Genomic DNA, 15,638 nt, shown 5'->3' with positions numbered 1-15,638 from the left:
GTTGCAAAAGCCCCCCGCCCCCATGACCTCCATTGACCTGCGTGAAATTACCCGTGGCCTGCAAGAAGCCGCCAGTGCCACCAACAGCCTGATTGCCCAGCAGTACATCAACCTGTTCGACCAGTTTTTCGAGTGCGACACCGAAGCACTGGGCGCCCCCATGAAAGCCAAGATGGTCGAGGTGGCCATGGATGGGCAGCACATCATGCGCGTCCCCTTGTTTGCGCTGGTGTCACCGAAAGGACTGGCCCTGGAGCGCATGCAGGTCGACCTGTCGGTAAGGGTCAAAGGCACCGAGGCGCAGCAGGCACTGCTGACCGCAAGCGAGAGCAAGGCCGCGAGCTTCAAGGTCACCATTGGTGGCCAAGGCCGTCAGGGCGAAAACCGCGACCCGGACGAAGTGCAGATCCGCATGCAGTTTCAGGCAAGCGAACCGCCAGAGGCCTTGAACCGGTTGATCGAGGAATACACCAACCTGATCGTCCCGGTACGCGCCACCCCCCCACCGCCCTCACCCGACACCAACGAGTTCATCGAGGCGGCCACCGTCCGTTGATGGCCGCCACGCTGCGGGCCTAGAAGTCGCGCTTGTAGAAGATGTCCAGTGAGCTTGCCAGCCCACTGGCGGCCTCGAGGTAGACCCTCTTGCTCAGCTTGTAGCGCAACGCGATCGTGTTGGCCGGTTCGAACACCCCCACCCCGTAACGAAGGCTCAGCTTCTCAGTGATGTTACCGCTGGCGACCACGCTGGTGCTGTTGCCAGAACCTTCGGTATCCAGCTGAAAGTCGTCGATCCCCAGACTCGAAGCCAGGCTGCCGGTAATGCCGGCGCTCCCGGCAAGGCCCAGGCCCAGCGCCGCTTCGGCGAGCATGTTGTTATCCTCGCCGGTATTGCCCAATGGCCGCCCCAATACCAGGTACGAAAGCGCCTGTTCCTGGCTCATGGCCGGCTCCGAGAACACTTGGGTCGTCGGCTGCTCGGCGCTGCCGCTCAGGCGAATGCCGGCAATCACGTCGTCGACCCTGCGGATCGCTTCGATGTCCAGGTACGGCTGGTCGATCGGACCGGCGAACAGCAGGCGCGCCCGGCGTATGGTGAGGCGCTGGCCGTAGGCGCGGTAGCGGCCGTCTGCCAGGCTCAGTTCGCCACGGGTATCGAGGTTGTCGCCGATGTGCACATGGCCAAGCAGGTTGGCGGTAAGTCCAAAGCCGCTGAACGACAGCTTGTCGCGACCCACTTCGACATCGATGTCCATGGCCATTGCCATGGGTGGCTTGCCTTCCTCGGTCTGGTGACCGACGATTACCGTGTCATCCGACACCTTGACCGTGGACGGCGGCAGCTCACGTACAGTGATCTTGCCCTTGGGCACCTGCACCTTGCCGGTCACCGACAGCTTGTCATCGATCAGGCGCAAGGTCAGGTCCGGGGCAACTTCCAGCGTGGCGTAGGGCTCTACCGCGACCGGCAGTTGCTGGCCTTGCAGACGCACGTCCATGCCCAGTGCCTGCCCCCAGGTGAGGTTGCCGCTCAACTGGCCACGTCCCGCCTCGCCACTGCGCCAGTTACCGGTGAGCTGGACTTGCTCGCCGGCAATCAGCGCCTGCAGTGACAGGTCCTGAAGGCTGGCCGGCAGCTCGGCACCACTGACTTCGCCACCGCTGAGCACCAGGTTGCCGTTGACCTGAGGTGCCAGCAAGGTGCCTGAAAGCCGACCACTGCCATTGAGCTGCCCGGCCAGGCGTTCGACCATGGGCACGAACGGGCGGGCCACCGACAGGTCCAGACCGGCCAAGCGGAAATCACCCGACAACGGTTTGTTCTTGCCCAGCGGATCGAGCCGGGCGTTGACGTTCAGCTCACCCAGGCGCTCACCGCGAAACGCCAGGCGCGTATCGATGCGCCGCGGTGCCAGCGTGCTGTCCAGGCGCAGGGCCTGGTAAGGGAAATCGATCCAGCGGCCTTTGTCGCGCACACGCAGGGTGCCGCCACTGGCATCGACAACGACAGTGCCCTTGGGGCCGCTGGCCGGGATGTCCAGATTGATATCGGCGTTGAGCAGGCCTTGCCAGGCAAAGTCCTTCGGCAGCCACTGGGCCAGGCTGCCCAGCGGGAACTGCTTGAGGTGGTAGCGCAGGCGCGGTTCGGGGGCCAGCCGCTGGTCGTCGCCACACAGGCTTGCCTGGCCGGAGCGCCAGCAGTGGGCCCCGAAGTCGAGCTGGCCGCTGGCCAGCCGCTGCAGGCGTGCAGGCGCCTGCAACTGCCAGTCCTGGCCGCCGGCCTGGATTCGGCCACTGGCCAGGCGCCCGCGCCAGTCACCTTTGTTCAACTGGCCATCCAGGCCAAGGTCGAGCTTAAGCTGCGGGCCGTCCAGCGCCAGGGTCAAGGCCTGCTGGCGAATGTCGCCTTTGCCGTTGGCCTGCAACGTGCCCAAGGCTGTGTCACCCAGGTGGATACCGGTTGCCTTGAGCTCGACTACACCGCGCTGGACGCTGTCCAGGCGCGCATCCAGGTCCAGCTGCTGCAGGCGGTTTTCGGCCTGGGCCAAGCGCTGGCCCTGCAGGGTCAGCGTACCTTGCGGGGCCTGCAAGGTGCCGGCGACATCCAGCCGGCCCTTGACCCGGCCTTGCAACCTTGGCCACAGCTGGCCCAGGCGCGGCAAGTCAAGGTCGACTCGCCCAGCCAGGCGCTGTTGCAAGCTGCCACTGCCGTTGATGCGGTTGTCACCCAACTGGATGGCCAGTGTGCCCAGGGTCCAGTTTTGCCCCGCCCCCTGGGCCTCGGCCTTGAGCATGGCTGGCTGACCACGCAGGCGGCCTTTGAGGTCAAGCTGGGCATCGAGGGTAAGCGCATCGCCTTTCAGTTCGCCTTTGCTGCGCAGTGGCCCCGCCAGGGTGCCCGGCAGTTCGGCCAGCCAATACGCCGGATCGAGCGCGGAGAGCTGCAGGTCGACATCCCAGGCCAGGGTGTCGGCAAAACGTACGGCGACACTGCCGGCTGCCTTGCCCTGGCCGGCGGTCAGCGCCAATTGCGGCAGTTTCACCTGGGTGAGGTCACCTTCGAACGGGCTGGCGATGCTGAACGCTCCCGCCGGGCCGTCCAGGTCGCCCGTGAAGGTACCCTGGTAATTGCCATCGCGATAATGCACCTGGGTATTGAAGCGCTTGAGGTTGACTTCGGGGGGAGTCTCCAGTGGGTACAGACGCAACCACGGGAAGTCCTGCCAGTCCAGCTGCGCATCGGCGCTCAGGCCTTGCTGCCAGTCAGCCGTGGCTTGCAGCTTGACCCGTTGGCTGTCGCTGGCGGTCAGGTCCAGGGCATCGAGCCTGGCGCCTTTGCTGTCGACCAGACCGGACAGGACCAAGGCGATCGGTGACTGCTCGGCCGGCAGGCTGGCCCTGCCAGACAGTTGATAGCCATCGAGCAGATCGCCCTTGGCATCGAGCTCAAGCGCGTTCAATTGCAAGGTGTCAGGCAACGCACCAGCCGGTTTGAACGCCTCGGAACGGATGCGCAAGGTCGCCGGCAGGTGCTCGGCCAATGCCTGCAACTGCCCGCTCAATGTGGCATCGAGGTAACCGCTGCTGGTGCCGGCGAGTTCCAACGTCTTCTGCAGTTGGCCATTGGCTGTCAGTGCCAGTTGCCAGGGTTTTTCGTCTACCGTAGGCAACTGCAACTGCGCCTGCAGTTGCACCGGCCAGTCGCCTTCGGGTTGCAGGTCGCCCTGCAGGTTCAATTGCAGGTCGTCGCGCAGCAGCCGCAGGCTGTCGATGCGTATCCCGCTGTGGGTCCAGTGCGCAGCCAGTTGCAAGTCGCCAAGCAGGTCACTGCCATCCAGGCGCAACTGCCCGACCTTCACCTCGCCCAGTTCGATGGCCAGCGGCAAGCGCAGGGTCGGCAATTCCAGCGGGGCGCTCTCGGCCGGTTCGGTGCTTGGCGCAAAGGCCATGTCAATGCGGTCTGCCTGCAACCGGTCAATGCACAAGGTAGCGCGCAGCAAACAAGCCGGCGACCAGGCCAGCAACGGCGCTTGTAACTCTACCTTGCTGCCGGCGTCGGCCCAGCTCAGCCGGCTGGCCTGCCAACTGCCCGCCAGGCGCCCCTGGAAGTCGGCCACTTCAAGCCCGGGCACCTTGCCCAGTGCCCAGCGGCTGCCGGCCTGGGTACCCAGCAGCAGGCCGAGCACCAGGCCCACGCTCGCGACGCCCCCAAGCAGGCCCAGCACACTATATTTGATTACGCGTTTCACAGCTCGGGCCCCATGGAAAAGTGCAGGCGAATGCCCCCTTCGTCATCCAGCGCCTTGGCCAGGTCCAGGCGCAACGGCCCGACCGGCGATACCCAGCGTACACCAAAGCCGACGCCGGTCTTGAGGCTGGGCAGTTCCAGGTCGTTGAACGAGTTACCTTGGTCGACGAAGGTCGCGACGCGCCATTTTTCGGTCAGCGAATACTGGTACTCGACACTCCCTGCCACCAGGTAGCGCCCGCCAATACGGTCACCGTCGCTGTTCTTCGGGGAAAGGGTCTGGTAGTCGTAACCGCGCACACTCTGGTCGCCACCCGCGAAGAAACGCAGCGACGGCGGAATGTTGTTCTTGAAGCCATTGGTCGCACTGCCGCCAAACTGTACGCGCCCAAGAAAGCGGTGGTTGTGGCCGAGCGTGGTCAGGCCTTTGAGCAATACGTTGCCGTGTAGCAGGTTGGTGTCGGACACCAGCCCTTCCTTGGCAACTTGAACATCGAACTGCAAGCGATAGCCGTTGTGTGGGTCGATGCGGTTGTCACTGCGCAGGAAGGAATAGCTGGCACCCGGCATCAACAGGTTGCTCAAACCGGAGTCGTCACCCAGGCGATATTCTTCGCGTTGGTACTTGAGCGAAATCACCCGTTGCCAGCCACTGGGCAGCTTGCTGTGCCACTCAGGGCCGACCGTCAACAGCTTGCTGAGCGTGTCGGTGCCGGCAAGCTCCTCGTTCTGGTAGCCACCGGCAAAGCGCAGCTTGTCGGTCAGCGGCGGGTCGAGCGGAATGTCGTACCACAGGCCGACGTTCTGGCGCGGTGCCGACAGTTCGGTTTCCCAGCCATAGCTGTGGCCTTGCGGGTTGACCCAGTGGCGGGTCCAGTTGGCCTTGCCGCGTGGCCCGACGTCGGTCGAGAAGCCCAGGCCAAGGCCCATGGTGCGTGGTTTACGGGTTTGCAGGTGAACATCCACCGGGATGTCTTCGCCCACAGCAGCAGTGGGCGCCGCATCCACGCGCACGCCTTCGAAATAGCCGCTCGATTGCAGGTCGTTGTTCAGTTCCGCGATCAATTCCGAGTCGTAGGGAGTGCCCGGCTTGAACGAAACCATGCGCTGCAGCAGGTCCTCGTCCAGCGGCGTGTCGCCACCGAAGGTGACGGCGCCCAGGCGATAACGCGGGCCACTCTGGTAGACCAGGTCGATATCGGCCACACCGGCTTGCGGGTCGACAGCCAGACGCTGACTAGTGAAGCGCCCACTGAAGAAGCCATAGCGCGACGCCTGGTTCTGGATCAACCGCTTGGCATCCTCGTAATGGCCGTGATTGAGTTGTTCACCCGCCCGCAGCGCCTTGCTGCCAGGCACGCGGAAGGCTTTCATCTCGCTGGCTGGGCCCTCGATGCGCACGGTAACGTTGCGCAGGCGAATCGGTTCGCCCGGGTTGATGCTGATAATCAGTTGTGGGGGATGGTCTGCGTCGCTGGCGGGCTTGACCTCGGTATCGATCTGCGCCTGATAGTAGCCGAGTGCCTGCGCCGCTTTGCGCGCCTGCTCCTCTGCCCCGCGACTGAAGCGCAAAAGTGCTTCTTCGTCGCGGTCACCCAAAGTGCCGATATAGCCTTCGACATTGGCCTTGAGCGCCTTGTTGGCCGGCTTCACCTTCACCAACAACTCGCTCTGGCCCCATGCTGCGAAACTGGCGACCCAGAAAACCAGGCCCCAGGTCAATCTTCCTGAATACGTCATGCGGCGCATGCTACCAGAGCCAGGCGCTCAAGGGAGCCGCCTGGCGGCCTGTTCAGGTCAATGCGGGTTTTGACGAGACTGGATTAGGATGAAAGAACACCCTCTCCCGGATCGGCCCTACAGCTACTTCACCAATTTCCTCATAACCCTGACGCTGGTAAAAAGCCAGGTAGTGCTCGTTACCGGTGTCCAGCACCACACCTTGGGTGCCTGGGTCTTCCGCGCACCAGTCGTGCACGGCTTGTAACAATTGCTCGCCGTAGTGCTTGCCCTGAAATTGCGGATGCACCCCCAGCAACGGCAGCATATGTACCTGGTCAGTGGGCAGGCAGGCGGCCAACGCGGCCTGGTAATCCATGTAGCGCCGCGTACAGCGCAGGCCGGTCCCCAGCATCATGCGCAGGCGCCAGGCCCAGCTGTCGGCCACGCCCAGCCGGCGCAGCGGCGGCACGATCAGGGCCAGGGCAATCAGGCGGTCCTCGACCAACAGGCCGATGGCGGGCAGTTGCAGGTAGAAGTGCTGGCGTACCCATTCACGCACCATCACCCGCAGGCGCCGCTCATACCCCGGGCGCTGGGCTTCGAAGAGATAGGCGAAGGTGGGCTCGTGGCGGTAGGCGTTGTACAACAGCGAACGCGCCTCGCGGCTGTAACCATCATCGAGCAGGCAGACACGGGCCGGGGCGGCTGTGGTTTCGGGCATTACGGGCAGACCTCCTGGAATGGGCATACTGTGCCTTGGAGGTGCCCCTGCGCGCTTCGTTCAACCCCAACAGCACGTTAGCAGCAGGCTCGCCTGGCCGCCATGCTGGTGATGAAGGTCGATGTCGGCTAGCATCGCGCCTTTTACCGGGATTGTCTTTCCATGAAGATCGTCTGTTTCAACATCAACGGCCTGCGGGCCCGCCCGCATCAGCTGGCGGCGCTGATCGAAAAGCACCAGCCGGACGTGATCGGCCTGCAGGAAACCAAGGTCAGCGACGATCAGTTCCCGCTGGCCGACGTGCAGGCTCTGGGTTACCACGTGCACTATCACGGCCAGAAGGGCCACTACGGCGTGGCCCTGCTGTCGCGCCAGGCGCCGCTGAGCCTGCACAAGGGCTTTGCCACCGACGAAGAAGACGCCCAGCGCCGCTTCATCTGGGGCACCTTCGCCGATGCCGACGGCAACCCGATCACCATCATGAATGGCTATTTCCCCCAGGGCGAGAGCCGCGACCACCCCACCAAGTTCCCGGCCAAGCAGCGCTTCTACAGCGACCTGCAGGCACTGCTGGAAAGCCAGTTCCGCAACGACCATCCAGTGCTGGTGATGGGCGACATGAACATCTCGCCGCAAGACTGTGATATCGGCATCGGCCCGGACAACGCCAAACGCTGGCTGAAGACCGGCAAGTGCAGCTTCCTGCCGGAAGAGCGTGAGTGGATGGAACGTTTGAAAGGCTGGGGGTTGGTAGACAGCTTCCGCCATCTGTACCCAGACGTGACCGACCGCTTCAGCTGGTTCGACTACCGAAGCCGCGGCTTCGAGGACGAGCCCAAGCGCGGCCTGCGCATCGACCTGATCATGGCCTCACAGCCGCTGGTGCCGCGCATCAAGGCAGCGGGGGTGGACTATGAACTGCGCGGGATGGAAAAGCCGTCGGACCATGCGCCGATCTGGTTGGAGTTGAGCTGACTCTGGTGACGGGCCCAAGGTGCATGCCTTGGGCCCACACTTACAACCCCAGCCTCAACGCCTCCCCTACCCCCGCCCCACGCACATCGTCCGCTGCGCTGACCAAGGCAAAGTTATAAGCCCCATGCGACCAGTACCGCGCTTCCAGCTGGCCATCGACCCGCTGCCCGTCCGGCATGCGCCGATAAAGGTCGCCCGGCGAGCGCAGGAACAGGCTGATGCGCTGGCCCTTGCCATCCTCGAACACCAGTAATGCAGCCGGCCCTTGTTCGTTGCTGAGCAAGCGCGCACCCACCGGCTTGAAACCGTAGCCCGCCAGGTCCGGTAACTGGCCCACCCGGCTGAAATAGCGCCCCAGCCAATCGCGTAACTGCCCAGGATCACTGGCCTGGATATCCAGTGTTTCACTGCCGGCGAACAAACGATGCGCCTGAACAGCGTCAGCCATGGGCAGGTCGGCTCGTGCCAGGGTTGCATCGCGCACTTGCCAGCCACCCAAGCCCCCCACACCCAACGCCAGCATCACCACCGCCGCCGCAACCCAGCGCCGCTGCCGACGCTGGCGCAATTGCCGACGCAACTGGCCAAGGTCCAACTGCGCTGCACCGGGCAGCTCGCCCAATCCCGCCAGTGCCGTACGCAGCCGCCGGGCATCGGCGCGCCAGCCTTCCACCCGTTCCGCAGCCTGCGGGTTGGCCGCCAGCCAGGCCTGCACCTCGGCCCGGCGCACAGGTTCCAGGCGCTCATCGACGTAAGCGTGCAATTCATCATCGGTGGGGATCAGGCGCGTCATTTCAGTCTCCGCAAGGCCGGGGGTTGGGGGTTGCCCTCGGTCAGTTCGCGCAAGGCATTGCGCGCGCGCGAAAGGCGCGACATCACAGTGCCGATGGGGATGCCCAAGGCCTGGGCGGCCTCCTTGTAACTCAAGCCCTCGATGCTGACCAGCAACAACAAGGCACGCTGCTCCGCCGATAGCCGGGCAAAGGCCTGCAGGTCGGCCTGGGCCAGGACGATGGCTTCGATGTTGTCACCAGCCGGCTCTTCGTCGCGCTCGTTACGGCCGAACCAGGACAACCAGCGCGCATGCAAGCGCTCACGGCGCTTACCGTCGAGGAACTGTCGATAAAGGATGGTGAACAGCCAGGCACGCAGGGCATCGGCGTCCCGTTGCTGGTCGCGGCGGCTCAGGGCCCGCTCGACCGTCGCCTGCACCAGGTCGTCGGCGCTGCCCGGCTCGCGGGTCAGCCACACGGCAAAGCGGCGCAGGCGGGCCAGCAGCTCGCGCCACTGGTGGTCGTCCAAATCGTGCATGGTCAGGTACCGGCCTCTGGGGTTGTCAGTGTAAAGGGCAGACGCCTGTGAACAAATTCTATTCCCGATGAGGGAATAACTTTTTCCCTGCCCCGTCGTACTGGCACCTTCACTGAACCGGACATTGACCATGAACACACCCTTGCACGGCCCGGCCAAAGCCTTGCGCCTGGCCGCCATTGGCGGCGTGCTGCTGGCCGCAGGTGCCGGCTTTGCCTATGCCGCCGGTTGGCTCGGCGAACCCCGGCTGACGCCACAGCGCATCATCGACACCTTCGAAGCCCAGGCCGGGCATTACCCCGGTTACCGCAAGAACCACGCCAAGGGTCTGTGCGTGAGCGGCTACTTCCAGGCCAGCGGGCAGGCCGCCAACCTGTCCACGGCGCGCGCCTTCAGCCAGCAACGGGTGCCGGTGGTGGGCCGTTTTGCCATCGGCGGTGCCAACCCGTTCGCCCCGGATACCGCTATACCCGTACGCAGCCTGGCAATTCAGCTAAGCACCGACGACGGTCAGGTCTGGCGGACGGGCATGAACAATCCTCCGGTGCTGGCAGTCAGCACGCCGCAAGCGTTCTACCAGCAAGTACTGGCGAGCACACCAGACCCGGCGACCGGCAAACCGGACCCTGGCAAGCTGCAGGCGTTCTTTGCCGCCCACCCGGAAAGCGCGGCGTTTCGCCAATGGGCGGCGGGCTACAAACCCAGCGACAGCTTCGCCAACACGCAATACCACAGTATCAATGCCTTCCGCCTGATCGACGCCGCTGGCGCGGCCCACCCGGTGCGTTGGCAGCTCGAGCCACAAACTGCATTTGCGGCATTGCCCACCCAGGTTGATGACAAGCAATTCCTGCAACACGACTTGCAGCAACGCCTTGCCCAAGGCCCGTTGCGCTGGAAGCTGCGTCTGGTGCTGGCCGAACCAGGCGACGCCGTGGACGATCCTGCACGGCGGTGGCCCGCCGAGCGGCGCAGCGTGGACGCCGGCACTTTGGTGCTGGAACAGGTGGACGCCCCCGAGCAAGGGGCCTGCCGCGACCTCAACTTCGACCCGCTGATCCTGCCGCGCGGTATAGAGGCATCGGCGGACCCGATCCTTGCCGCCCGCTCGGCCGCCTATTCGGAATCGTTCAACCGCCGTAGCCGCGAGTCGCTCAGCACCGGAGCCAAGCCATGAAACCTGAAACCTTCCACCCTTTCGCCCGTCTGCTGCATTGGCTGATGGCCGTGCTGATCCTGGCCATGTTGTTCATCGGCGTGAGCATGGTCGCCGACCTGTCTCTACGCCATCCGGTGCTGATCAGCCTGCACAAGGCCACCGGCCTGGCCCTGCTGGTGCTGGTGGTGCTGCGCATCGCTGTGCGCCTGGCCGTACCCCACCCGCCCCTGCCGAACGACCTGCCAAAACTGCAGCGCTGGGCCGCCGGGGCCTCGCATCTGCTGCTCTATGGCCTGATGCTGGGCATGCCACTGCTGGGCTGGGCCATGCTGTCAGCCGGCGATTACCCGCGCCCGCTCGGCTTGCCTGCCATCACCCCCCACAACCTGCAGCTGTATGCCGTGTTGCGCCAGGCCCATGGCTGGGCCGGCTACCTGCTGTTCGCCACGGTGCTGGTGCATGTGGGTGCAGCCTTGATGCATGCGTGGGTGCGCCGCGACGGTGTGTTGCGTAGCATGTGGCCTGGCCCCTTGCGCCGCAGTGAATGAACTGCAGCAGCCCAGGGGTTCGACAATCGATAATGATTCCTAATAATATCGGTTTTTGCTTGCCACTCTGCCTTGGACTGCCTATGAACGCCGCAAAGGATCCTGCAACGCTTCTACCTGCCAGCACCCTGGACTTGCGCCCGCTGCTGCTGGCCAACATGGCCTGCACCATGTCGATGATGGCCTTCGTCGCCCTGATCGGCCCGATAGCCCGCCAGCTTGGCATGGCCACCTGGCAAGCCGGCGCCGCCATAACCGTGGCCGGCGTGGTCTGGGTACTGCTGGCCCGGCCCTGGGGGCGCGCGGCAGACCGCCTGGGCCGCCGGCGCATCCTGCTGCTGGGCAGCGCTGGCTTTACCCTGGCCTACTGGCTGCTGTGCCTGTTCGTCGAAGGCGCACTACGCTGGTTGCCGGGGGCAACCTTGGCGTTCATCGGGCTGATGATCGCGCGCGGTTGCATCGGCGCCTTCTATGCCGCCATCCCGGTAGGCTGCAATGCGCTGATCGCCGACCATGTCGAGCCGCAACGCCGGGCGCGAGCCATGGCCTCACTGGGAGCGGCCAACGCCGTCGGTCTGGTGGTCGGGCCGGCGCTGGCCGCACTGCTGGCGCGGCACAGCCTGAGCCTGCCGTTCCATATCATGTCGCTACTGCCGGCCACCGCCTTCCTCGTGCTGTTTTTTACCCTTAAACCACAGGCTCTGACGCACAGCCACGCCCCCAGCCCGGTGCGGCTGAACGACCCGCGCCTGCGCCGGCCGCTGCTGGTGGCATTCAGCGCCATGCTCAGTGTGACCGTGTCGCAGATCATCGTCGGTTTCTTTGCCCTCGACCGCTTGCATCTGGGCCCTGCCGAAGCGGCCCAGGCGGCTGGCATCGCCCTGACCACCGTAGGTGTGGCGCTGATGCTGGCGCAGGTGATACTGCGCCAACTGGAGTGGCCACCGCTGAAGATGATCCGGGTGGGTGCCACGGTATCGGCACTGGGCTTTGCCTGCGGCTCGCTGGCCACCACGGCCCCCTGGCTGTGGGCTTGCTATTTTGTTGCGGCAGCGGGCATGGGCTTCGTGTTCCCGGCGTTTTCGGCACTGGCAGCCAATGCCATGCAGGCCTCTGAGCAAGGCGCCACAGCCGGTTCCATTGGCGCCGCCCAAGGTATGGGCGCGGTGATCGGGCCACTCGCCGGTACCTTGGTGTATGCCCTTGATCCGCGCTTGCCATTCTTGGCCGTGGCCGTGCTGTTGCTGCTGGTCGGGCTGTGGCCAATGCCGCGTGAGCAGCGGGTCTGAGAAGCACAGCGCGCAAGGGCGCAGAGTGTGTTTTAATGCGCATCGCTCATTATTATTGACACCTCTGATTACAAGGCGGCTATGGACACGGGGACGCGACTCAAACTGGTGCGTGAACGCAACAATCTCTCCCAACGGGAATTGGCCCGCCGCAGCGGACTGACCAATTCGACGATCTCGCAGATCGAGCAGAATCGCGTCAGCCCTTCGGTCAGCTCCCTGAAAAAGCTGCTCGAAGGCATTCCCATGAGCTTGGCGGAGTTTTTCAGCTTCGACGAGCCAGTGCGCGAAGAGCGCTACGTATTCCGTGGTGGCGAACAACCAGACCTGGGGCGCAATGGCCTGCGCATGCTGCTGGTCGGCGCCAGTGTCGAAGGCCGGCAAATGCGCATGCTGCGTGAGCTGTACGCACCCGGCGCCGACTCTGGAGAGCCGATCGTGCATGCTGAAGGCGAAGAATGCGGCTTGGTCACCCGTGGTACCGTCGAGCTGTGGGTCGATGGCCAGGTCAGCGTGCTCAACTCGGGCGACGGTTACTATATCCCCACGACCCTGCCGCACAGTTTCAAGAACATCGGCCCGGATGAGGCCGAGATCATCAGCGCCAACACGCCGGCGAATTTCTGATCTTGACCCACAGAGCTTCACTGAGCACCCGGGATGTCTATCAGTGCCTGCGCAATGTGGCCCTTGGCGTGCATCCCCTTGAGGTGACTGAACGCCGCGATGACGGCCTGGTCGATGTCGGCATCCAGGGCTGGCAACTGACGTTGGCGCTGGATGCCGAAGGCCTGGCGCATTGCGTTCATTGCCAAGCCCCCGACGGCGAACAGGCCGGGCTCGAGCACTGGCAGCGCTATGGCACCAACCCCACAGACCTGCTCAGCCTGTGGGAACGCACTCAGCTGGAGAGGCTGTTGGCGCCCTGACGCAGCGCCTCCTCGACAAAGTCCAGACGGTCCTGGCCGAAGAACATCCCATCACCGACAAAACAGGTGGGCGCGCCAAACACCCCGCGCGCCACAGCCGCCTCGGTCGCCTGCTTTAGTGCTGCTTTTACTTCGCTGTCAGCGGCCAGGGCGTGAAAAACCTGCGGGTCGAAGCCTGCCTGCGCGAGTGTTTCATTCAGCACAGCGCTGTCGCTCAGGTTGCGGCGCTGTACCCACAGCCCGGTGAACAGCACCGTTAGCAATGCCTCGAACCGATCCGGTGAATGCAATTGTGTACCTGTCACGCCGCGCATCAAAGTCAGGGTATTGACCGGGAAGCCCGGCGGCATCCCGAACGGCACGCCGTAGCGTTCGGCAAAGCGGGTCAGGTCGGTGAACATGTAGTGCCCTTTGGCCGGGATCATGGCCGGCGAAGCATTGCCGGTAGCCTGGAAAACCCCGCCAAGCAGCATTGGCCGGTAGCGCAGCGTGGCGCCCTGGCGGGCACACAGGTTCGGCAGTTGGGTCCAGGCCAGATAACTGGCCGGGCTGCCCAGGTCAAAAAAGAAGTCGACAGACGTGTGCATGGTTAAGATCCTTGCGGGTTAACGGGGATTTACCAGCGTTCCATCCAGGGGCGCAGGTCCAGCTCGAAGGTCCAGGCGTCGCGAGGCTGTGCGTGCAGGAACCAGTAACTGTCGGCAATGTGCGCCGGGTCAAGGATGCCATCCTGGTCCTTGAGGGCATAGCGCTCGGGGAAGCTGTCGCGGATGAAGGCCGTGTCGATGGCACCGTCCACCACCACATGGGCGACATGGATGTTGCGTGGCCCCAACTCGCGCGCCATGCTCTGTGCCAGGGCACGCAAGCCGTGCTTGGCCCCGGCGAAGGCGGCAAAACCGGCTGCGCCGCGGGTACCGGCTGTAGCACCGGTGAACAGGAGGGTGCCACGCTCACGCTGAACCATGCGCCGGGCCACCGCCTGCGCGGTGAGGAAACCGGCAAAGCAGGCCATTTCCCAGATCTTGAAGTACTTGCGCGGGGTTTCCTCGAGGATACTGCACGGTACATTCGCACCGATATTGAAGACAAATGCCTCAATCGGGCCTATATCACGCTCGATAGTCTCCACCAGCGCCGTAACCTCCTCTTCCTTGCGCGCATCAGAGCCAAAACCGTGAGCCTGGCCGCCAGCGGCGCGAATTTCCTCCAACAGCGGCTGCAGTTTGTCGGCCTGGCGCCGAGTTACGCAGGCAACATAGCCCTCACGCGCAAAGCGTTTGGCGATCTCGCCCCCAGTGGCGTCGCCCGCCCCGATCACCAGCACTACTTTTTGTTGTTCTGACATGCCTGCCTCCATGGGTAAATGATCGTTTAGTAAACGAACGCTATGTTATGATCGCGGTCATCGTCAAGCCTGTCTGCCGAGGCATGTGAATGCGCTACTCCAACGAACACAAACAGCAAACCCGCGAACGGCTGCTGGCCAGCAGCGGCGCGCTGGCCAAGCGCGGGGGATTTGCCAGCACCGGCGTGGCCGGGCTGATGAAAGCGATCGGCCTGACCGGCGGTGCTTTCTATAACCACTTCCCGTCCAAGGACGACCTGTTTACCGAGGTGGTACGCCAGGAGCTGAGCAACAGCCCCCTGATACGGCTGGCCTGCCAAGGAGCCAACCGCGAACGCCTGGGCCGCTGCCTGCAGCAGTACCTGAGCCTGGCCCACCTGCGCAATGCCGAAGGTGGATGCCCGTTGCCGCCGCTGGGAGTGGAAATCGCCCGGGCCGACACGCCGGTGCGTGAAGTGGCTGAGCACTGGCTGGTAGAACTGCACCAGGCCTGGAGCACAACCCTGGAGGATGAGCAACTGGCCTGGGTGCTGATCAGCCAGTGCGTAGGGGCAGTGCTGGTCGGGCGCATGCTGGCCAGTGAAAGCGTGCAAGCGCAGGTACTGGGCGCCAGCCGCCAGTTTGTCGAACAGGCCCTGCATGAGGCAGATTAGTGCCTTGTTGGGTTTGCTATTGGCCCTGCCAGCGTTTGCCGAGCAGGCCTGCCCGCCTGGGCAGTATCAGGTGTGCCTGATGGGTTGCTTCTGCGCCCCGATCGACCCGGGCCAGGCCGGGCAGATCCTCAAGGATGTGGAGGTCATGGCCTCGTCCAGCCTTGCCTACGCCTTGCGCCAGGCCCGCGACGAAGCCACGGCCAGCGGTGTTCAGCCGATTCCGTTGCATATTCGGGCGCAGCTTGAACCTTGGTATGACTTTGCCGTGCTCGACGCAGCGCGCTTTCGGGTGGGGGATGAGCAACAGATGAGCGCAGCCAATGCGCTATTGCAGAACCCCGATGTGAACGCCGTTACACTGATCGACACGATCATCTTCCGCCGGGCCGCCGATGCCGAGGACAACGTGGCCTTGTGGGCGCACGAGCTCAAGCATGTGCAGCAGTATCAGGAGCTGGGTGTGGAGGAGTTTGCCCGACGCTATACGCGCAACTTCGACGACCTGGAGGAGCCGGCCTACAAGGTCGAGGCCGAAGTCGACAAGGCGCTGCGCGAGCGTCGTTCAGGCTTGGCCCGCTGATCGCTGCCATTGCGCTCCACATCTACAGCGCCTGTCTTGCCCGGCGCAAAATTCAGCCGTTAGCGCAAACCAAGGTAGGAGCGGGTTTACCCGCGAATACGGTAGCGGCGGCAACGGTGAACGGCGAGTGGGAATTGGCCAGCAGGGTCGGCCC

At 64.2% G+C, this 15,638-nt stretch carries 16 protein-coding genes; 9 read left to right on the top strand and 7 right to left on the bottom strand.

Translation table 11 applies throughout. From position 1 onward, the window contains the following. Position 1: 1 nt before the first annotated feature. Positions 2-556, top strand: a complete 555-nt coding sequence (locus ACF8EF_RS17540) for a DUF2589 domain-containing protein (RefSeq protein WP_019437142.1) — start codon at positions 2-4, stop codon at positions 554-556. 19 nt (positions 557-575) lie between these two features. On the opposite strand, the gene ACF8EF_RS17535 is transcribed toward ACF8EF_RS17540, so the two are convergent. Genes ACF8EF_RS17535 through ACF8EF_RS17525 form a run of 3 tightly spaced genes read right to left on the bottom strand, consistent with a single transcriptional unit; the run spans position 576 to position 6,692 of the window. After that, positions 576-4,250 (bottom strand): translocation/assembly module TamB domain-containing protein, encoded by a 3,675-nt coding sequence (locus ACF8EF_RS17535; RefSeq protein ID WP_392461052.1) that lies wholly within the window; start codon positions 4,248-4,250, stop codon positions 576-578. Continuing rightward, positions 4,247-5,989: an autotransporter assembly complex family protein gene (locus tag ACF8EF_RS17530; RefSeq protein ID WP_339443143.1), complete on the bottom strand. Its 1,743-nt coding sequence runs from the start codon at positions 5,987-5,989 to the stop codon at positions 4,247-4,249. Before ACF8EF_RS17530 ends, ACF8EF_RS17535 begins: the two co-directional genes overlap by 4 nt. 52 nt (positions 5,990-6,041) lie before the next feature. Beyond that, the gene (locus ACF8EF_RS17525; RefSeq protein ID WP_392461051.1) at positions 6,042-6,692 is read right to left on the bottom strand and encodes a GNAT family N-acetyltransferase; all 651 of its coding nucleotides are present in this window, start codon (positions 6,690-6,692) and stop codon (positions 6,042-6,044) included. A gap of 162 nt (positions 6,693-6,854) precedes the next feature. Between ACF8EF_RS17525 and xthA the strand changes: the two genes are divergently transcribed. Next, positions 6,855-7,667, top strand: a complete 813-nt coding sequence (gene xthA, locus ACF8EF_RS17520; protein ID WP_176684629.1) for an exodeoxyribonuclease III — start codon at positions 6,855-6,857, stop codon at positions 7,665-7,667. A gap of 40 nt (positions 7,668-7,707) precedes the next feature. On the opposite strand, the gene ACF8EF_RS17515 is transcribed toward xthA, so the two are convergent. Both ACF8EF_RS17515 and ACF8EF_RS17510 read right to left on the bottom strand, forming a co-directional pair. After that, positions 7,708-8,460, bottom strand: a complete 753-nt coding sequence (locus ACF8EF_RS17515; RefSeq protein ID WP_392461050.1) for an anti-sigma factor family protein — start codon at positions 8,458-8,460, stop codon at positions 7,708-7,710. Then, positions 8,457-8,978: a sigma-70 family RNA polymerase sigma factor gene (locus tag ACF8EF_RS17510; RefSeq protein ID WP_021782377.1), complete on the bottom strand. Its 522-nt coding sequence runs from the start codon at positions 8,976-8,978 to the stop codon at positions 8,457-8,459. The genes ACF8EF_RS17515 and ACF8EF_RS17510 overlap by 4 nt, the downstream gene beginning before the upstream one ends. A gap of 124 nt (positions 8,979-9,102) precedes the next feature. Between ACF8EF_RS17510 and ACF8EF_RS17505 the strand changes: the two genes are divergently transcribed. The 5 genes from ACF8EF_RS17505 to ACF8EF_RS17485 all read left to right on the top strand — a co-directional run bounded on the left by ACF8EF_RS17505 (position 9,103) and on the right by ACF8EF_RS17485 (position 12,903). Next, positions 9,103-10,155, top strand: coding sequence for a catalase family peroxidase (locus tag ACF8EF_RS17505; RefSeq protein ID WP_176684631.1), 1,053 nt, complete (start codon positions 9,103-9,105; stop codon positions 10,153-10,155). After that, the gene (locus tag ACF8EF_RS17500; protein WP_176684632.1) at positions 10,152-10,685 is read left to right on the top strand and encodes a cytochrome b; all 534 of its coding nucleotides are present in this window, start codon (positions 10,152-10,154) and stop codon (positions 10,683-10,685) included. The genes ACF8EF_RS17505 and ACF8EF_RS17500 overlap by 4 nt, the downstream gene beginning before the upstream one ends. Positions 10,686-10,768: 83 nt before the next feature. After that, positions 10,769-11,974, top strand: coding sequence for an MFS transporter (locus ACF8EF_RS17495; RefSeq protein ID WP_209966411.1), 1,206 nt, complete (start codon positions 10,769-10,771; stop codon positions 11,972-11,974). An 81-nt stretch (positions 11,975-12,055) separates the two neighbouring features. Further along, positions 12,056-12,601 (top strand): cupin domain-containing protein, encoded by a 546-nt coding sequence (locus ACF8EF_RS17490; protein WP_003248033.1) that lies wholly within the window; start codon positions 12,056-12,058, stop codon positions 12,599-12,601. A gap of 2 nt (positions 12,602-12,603) precedes the next feature. Then, positions 12,604-12,903, top strand: coding sequence for a hypothetical protein (locus ACF8EF_RS17485; protein ID WP_245355123.1), 300 nt, complete (start codon positions 12,604-12,606; stop codon positions 12,901-12,903). Here the strand turns inward: ACF8EF_RS17485 and ACF8EF_RS17480 are convergent. Both ACF8EF_RS17480 and ACF8EF_RS17475 read right to left on the bottom strand, forming a co-directional pair. Further along, positions 12,876-13,490, bottom strand: coding sequence for a 2-hydroxychromene-2-carboxylate isomerase (locus ACF8EF_RS17480; protein ID WP_392461049.1), 615 nt, complete (start codon positions 13,488-13,490; stop codon positions 12,876-12,878). The two genes, ACF8EF_RS17485 and ACF8EF_RS17480, sit on opposite strands and share 28 nt — an antisense overlap. Before the next feature lie 29 nt (positions 13,491-13,519). After that, complete coding sequence (locus ACF8EF_RS17475) at positions 13,520-14,251, bottom strand: SDR family oxidoreductase (RefSeq protein ID WP_176684635.1); 732 nt, start codon at positions 14,249-14,251, stop codon at positions 13,520-13,522. A gap of 89 nt (positions 14,252-14,340) precedes the next feature. On the opposite strand from ACF8EF_RS17475, the gene ACF8EF_RS17470 reads away from it, so the two are divergent. Next, a complete protein-coding gene (locus ACF8EF_RS17470) occupies positions 14,341-14,904 on the top strand; it encodes a TetR/AcrR family transcriptional regulator (RefSeq protein ID WP_176684636.1) in 564 nt (187 codons plus the stop codon). Further along, on the top strand, positions 14,891-15,484 hold the full coding sequence (locus ACF8EF_RS17465) for a DUF4157 domain-containing protein (protein ID WP_392461048.1): 594 nt from the start codon (positions 14,891-14,893) through the stop codon (positions 15,482-15,484). The genes ACF8EF_RS17470 and ACF8EF_RS17465 overlap by 14 nt, the downstream gene beginning before the upstream one ends. Positions 15,485-15,638 lie beyond the last annotated feature (154 nt).

This window comes from Pseudomonas sp. zjy_15, assembly GCF_043101865.1.
GTDB lineage: Bacteria > Pseudomonadota > Gammaproteobacteria > Pseudomonadales > Pseudomonadaceae > Aquipseudomonas > Aquipseudomonas putida_Y.
The sequence above is the reverse complement of the archived record's forward strand: the minus strand, read 5'-3'. Positions and strand labels throughout refer to the sequence as shown.

Coding starts and splice junctions, on each gene's coding strand:
- ACF8EF_RS17530 (WP_339443143.1), bottom strand. CDS start 5,989: ATGACGTATTCAGGAAGATTGACCTGGGGCCTGGTTTTCTGGGTCGCC.
- ACF8EF_RS17525 (WP_392461051.1), bottom strand. CDS start 6,692: ATGCCCGAAACCACAGCCGCCCCGGCCCGTGTCTGCCTGCTCGATGAT.
- xthA (WP_176684629.1), top strand. CDS start 6,855: ATGAAGATCGTCTGTTTCAACATCAACGGCCTGCGGGCCCGCCCGCAT.
- ACF8EF_RS17515 (WP_392461050.1), bottom strand. CDS start 8,460: ATGACGCGCCTGATCCCCACCGATGATGAATTGCACGCTTACGTCGAT.
- ACF8EF_RS17510 (WP_021782377.1), bottom strand. CDS start 8,978: ATGCACGATTTGGACGACCACCAGTGGCGCGAGCTGCTGGCCCGCCTG.
- ACF8EF_RS17500 (WP_176684632.1), top strand. CDS start 10,152: ATGAAACCTGAAACCTTCCACCCTTTCGCCCGTCTGCTGCATTGGCTG.
- ACF8EF_RS17495 (WP_209966411.1), top strand. CDS start 10,769: ATGAACGCCGCAAAGGATCCTGCAACGCTTCTACCTGCCAGCACCCTG.
- ACF8EF_RS17490 (WP_003248033.1), top strand. CDS start 12,056: ATGGACACGGGGACGCGACTCAAACTGGTGCGTGAACGCAACAATCTC.
- ACF8EF_RS17480 (WP_392461049.1), bottom strand. CDS start 13,490: ATGCACACGTCTGTCGACTTCTTTTTTGACCTGGGCAGCCCGGCCAGT.
- ACF8EF_RS17475 (WP_176684635.1), bottom strand. CDS start 14,251: ATGTCAGAACAACAAAAAGTAGTGCTGGTGATCGGGGCGGGCGACGCC.
- ACF8EF_RS17470 (WP_176684636.1), top strand. CDS start 14,341: ATGCGCTACTCCAACGAACACAAACAGCAAACCCGCGAACGGCTGCTG.
- ACF8EF_RS17465 (WP_392461048.1), top strand. CDS start 14,891: ATGAGGCAGATTAGTGCCTTGTTGGGTTTGCTATTGGCCCTGCCAGCG.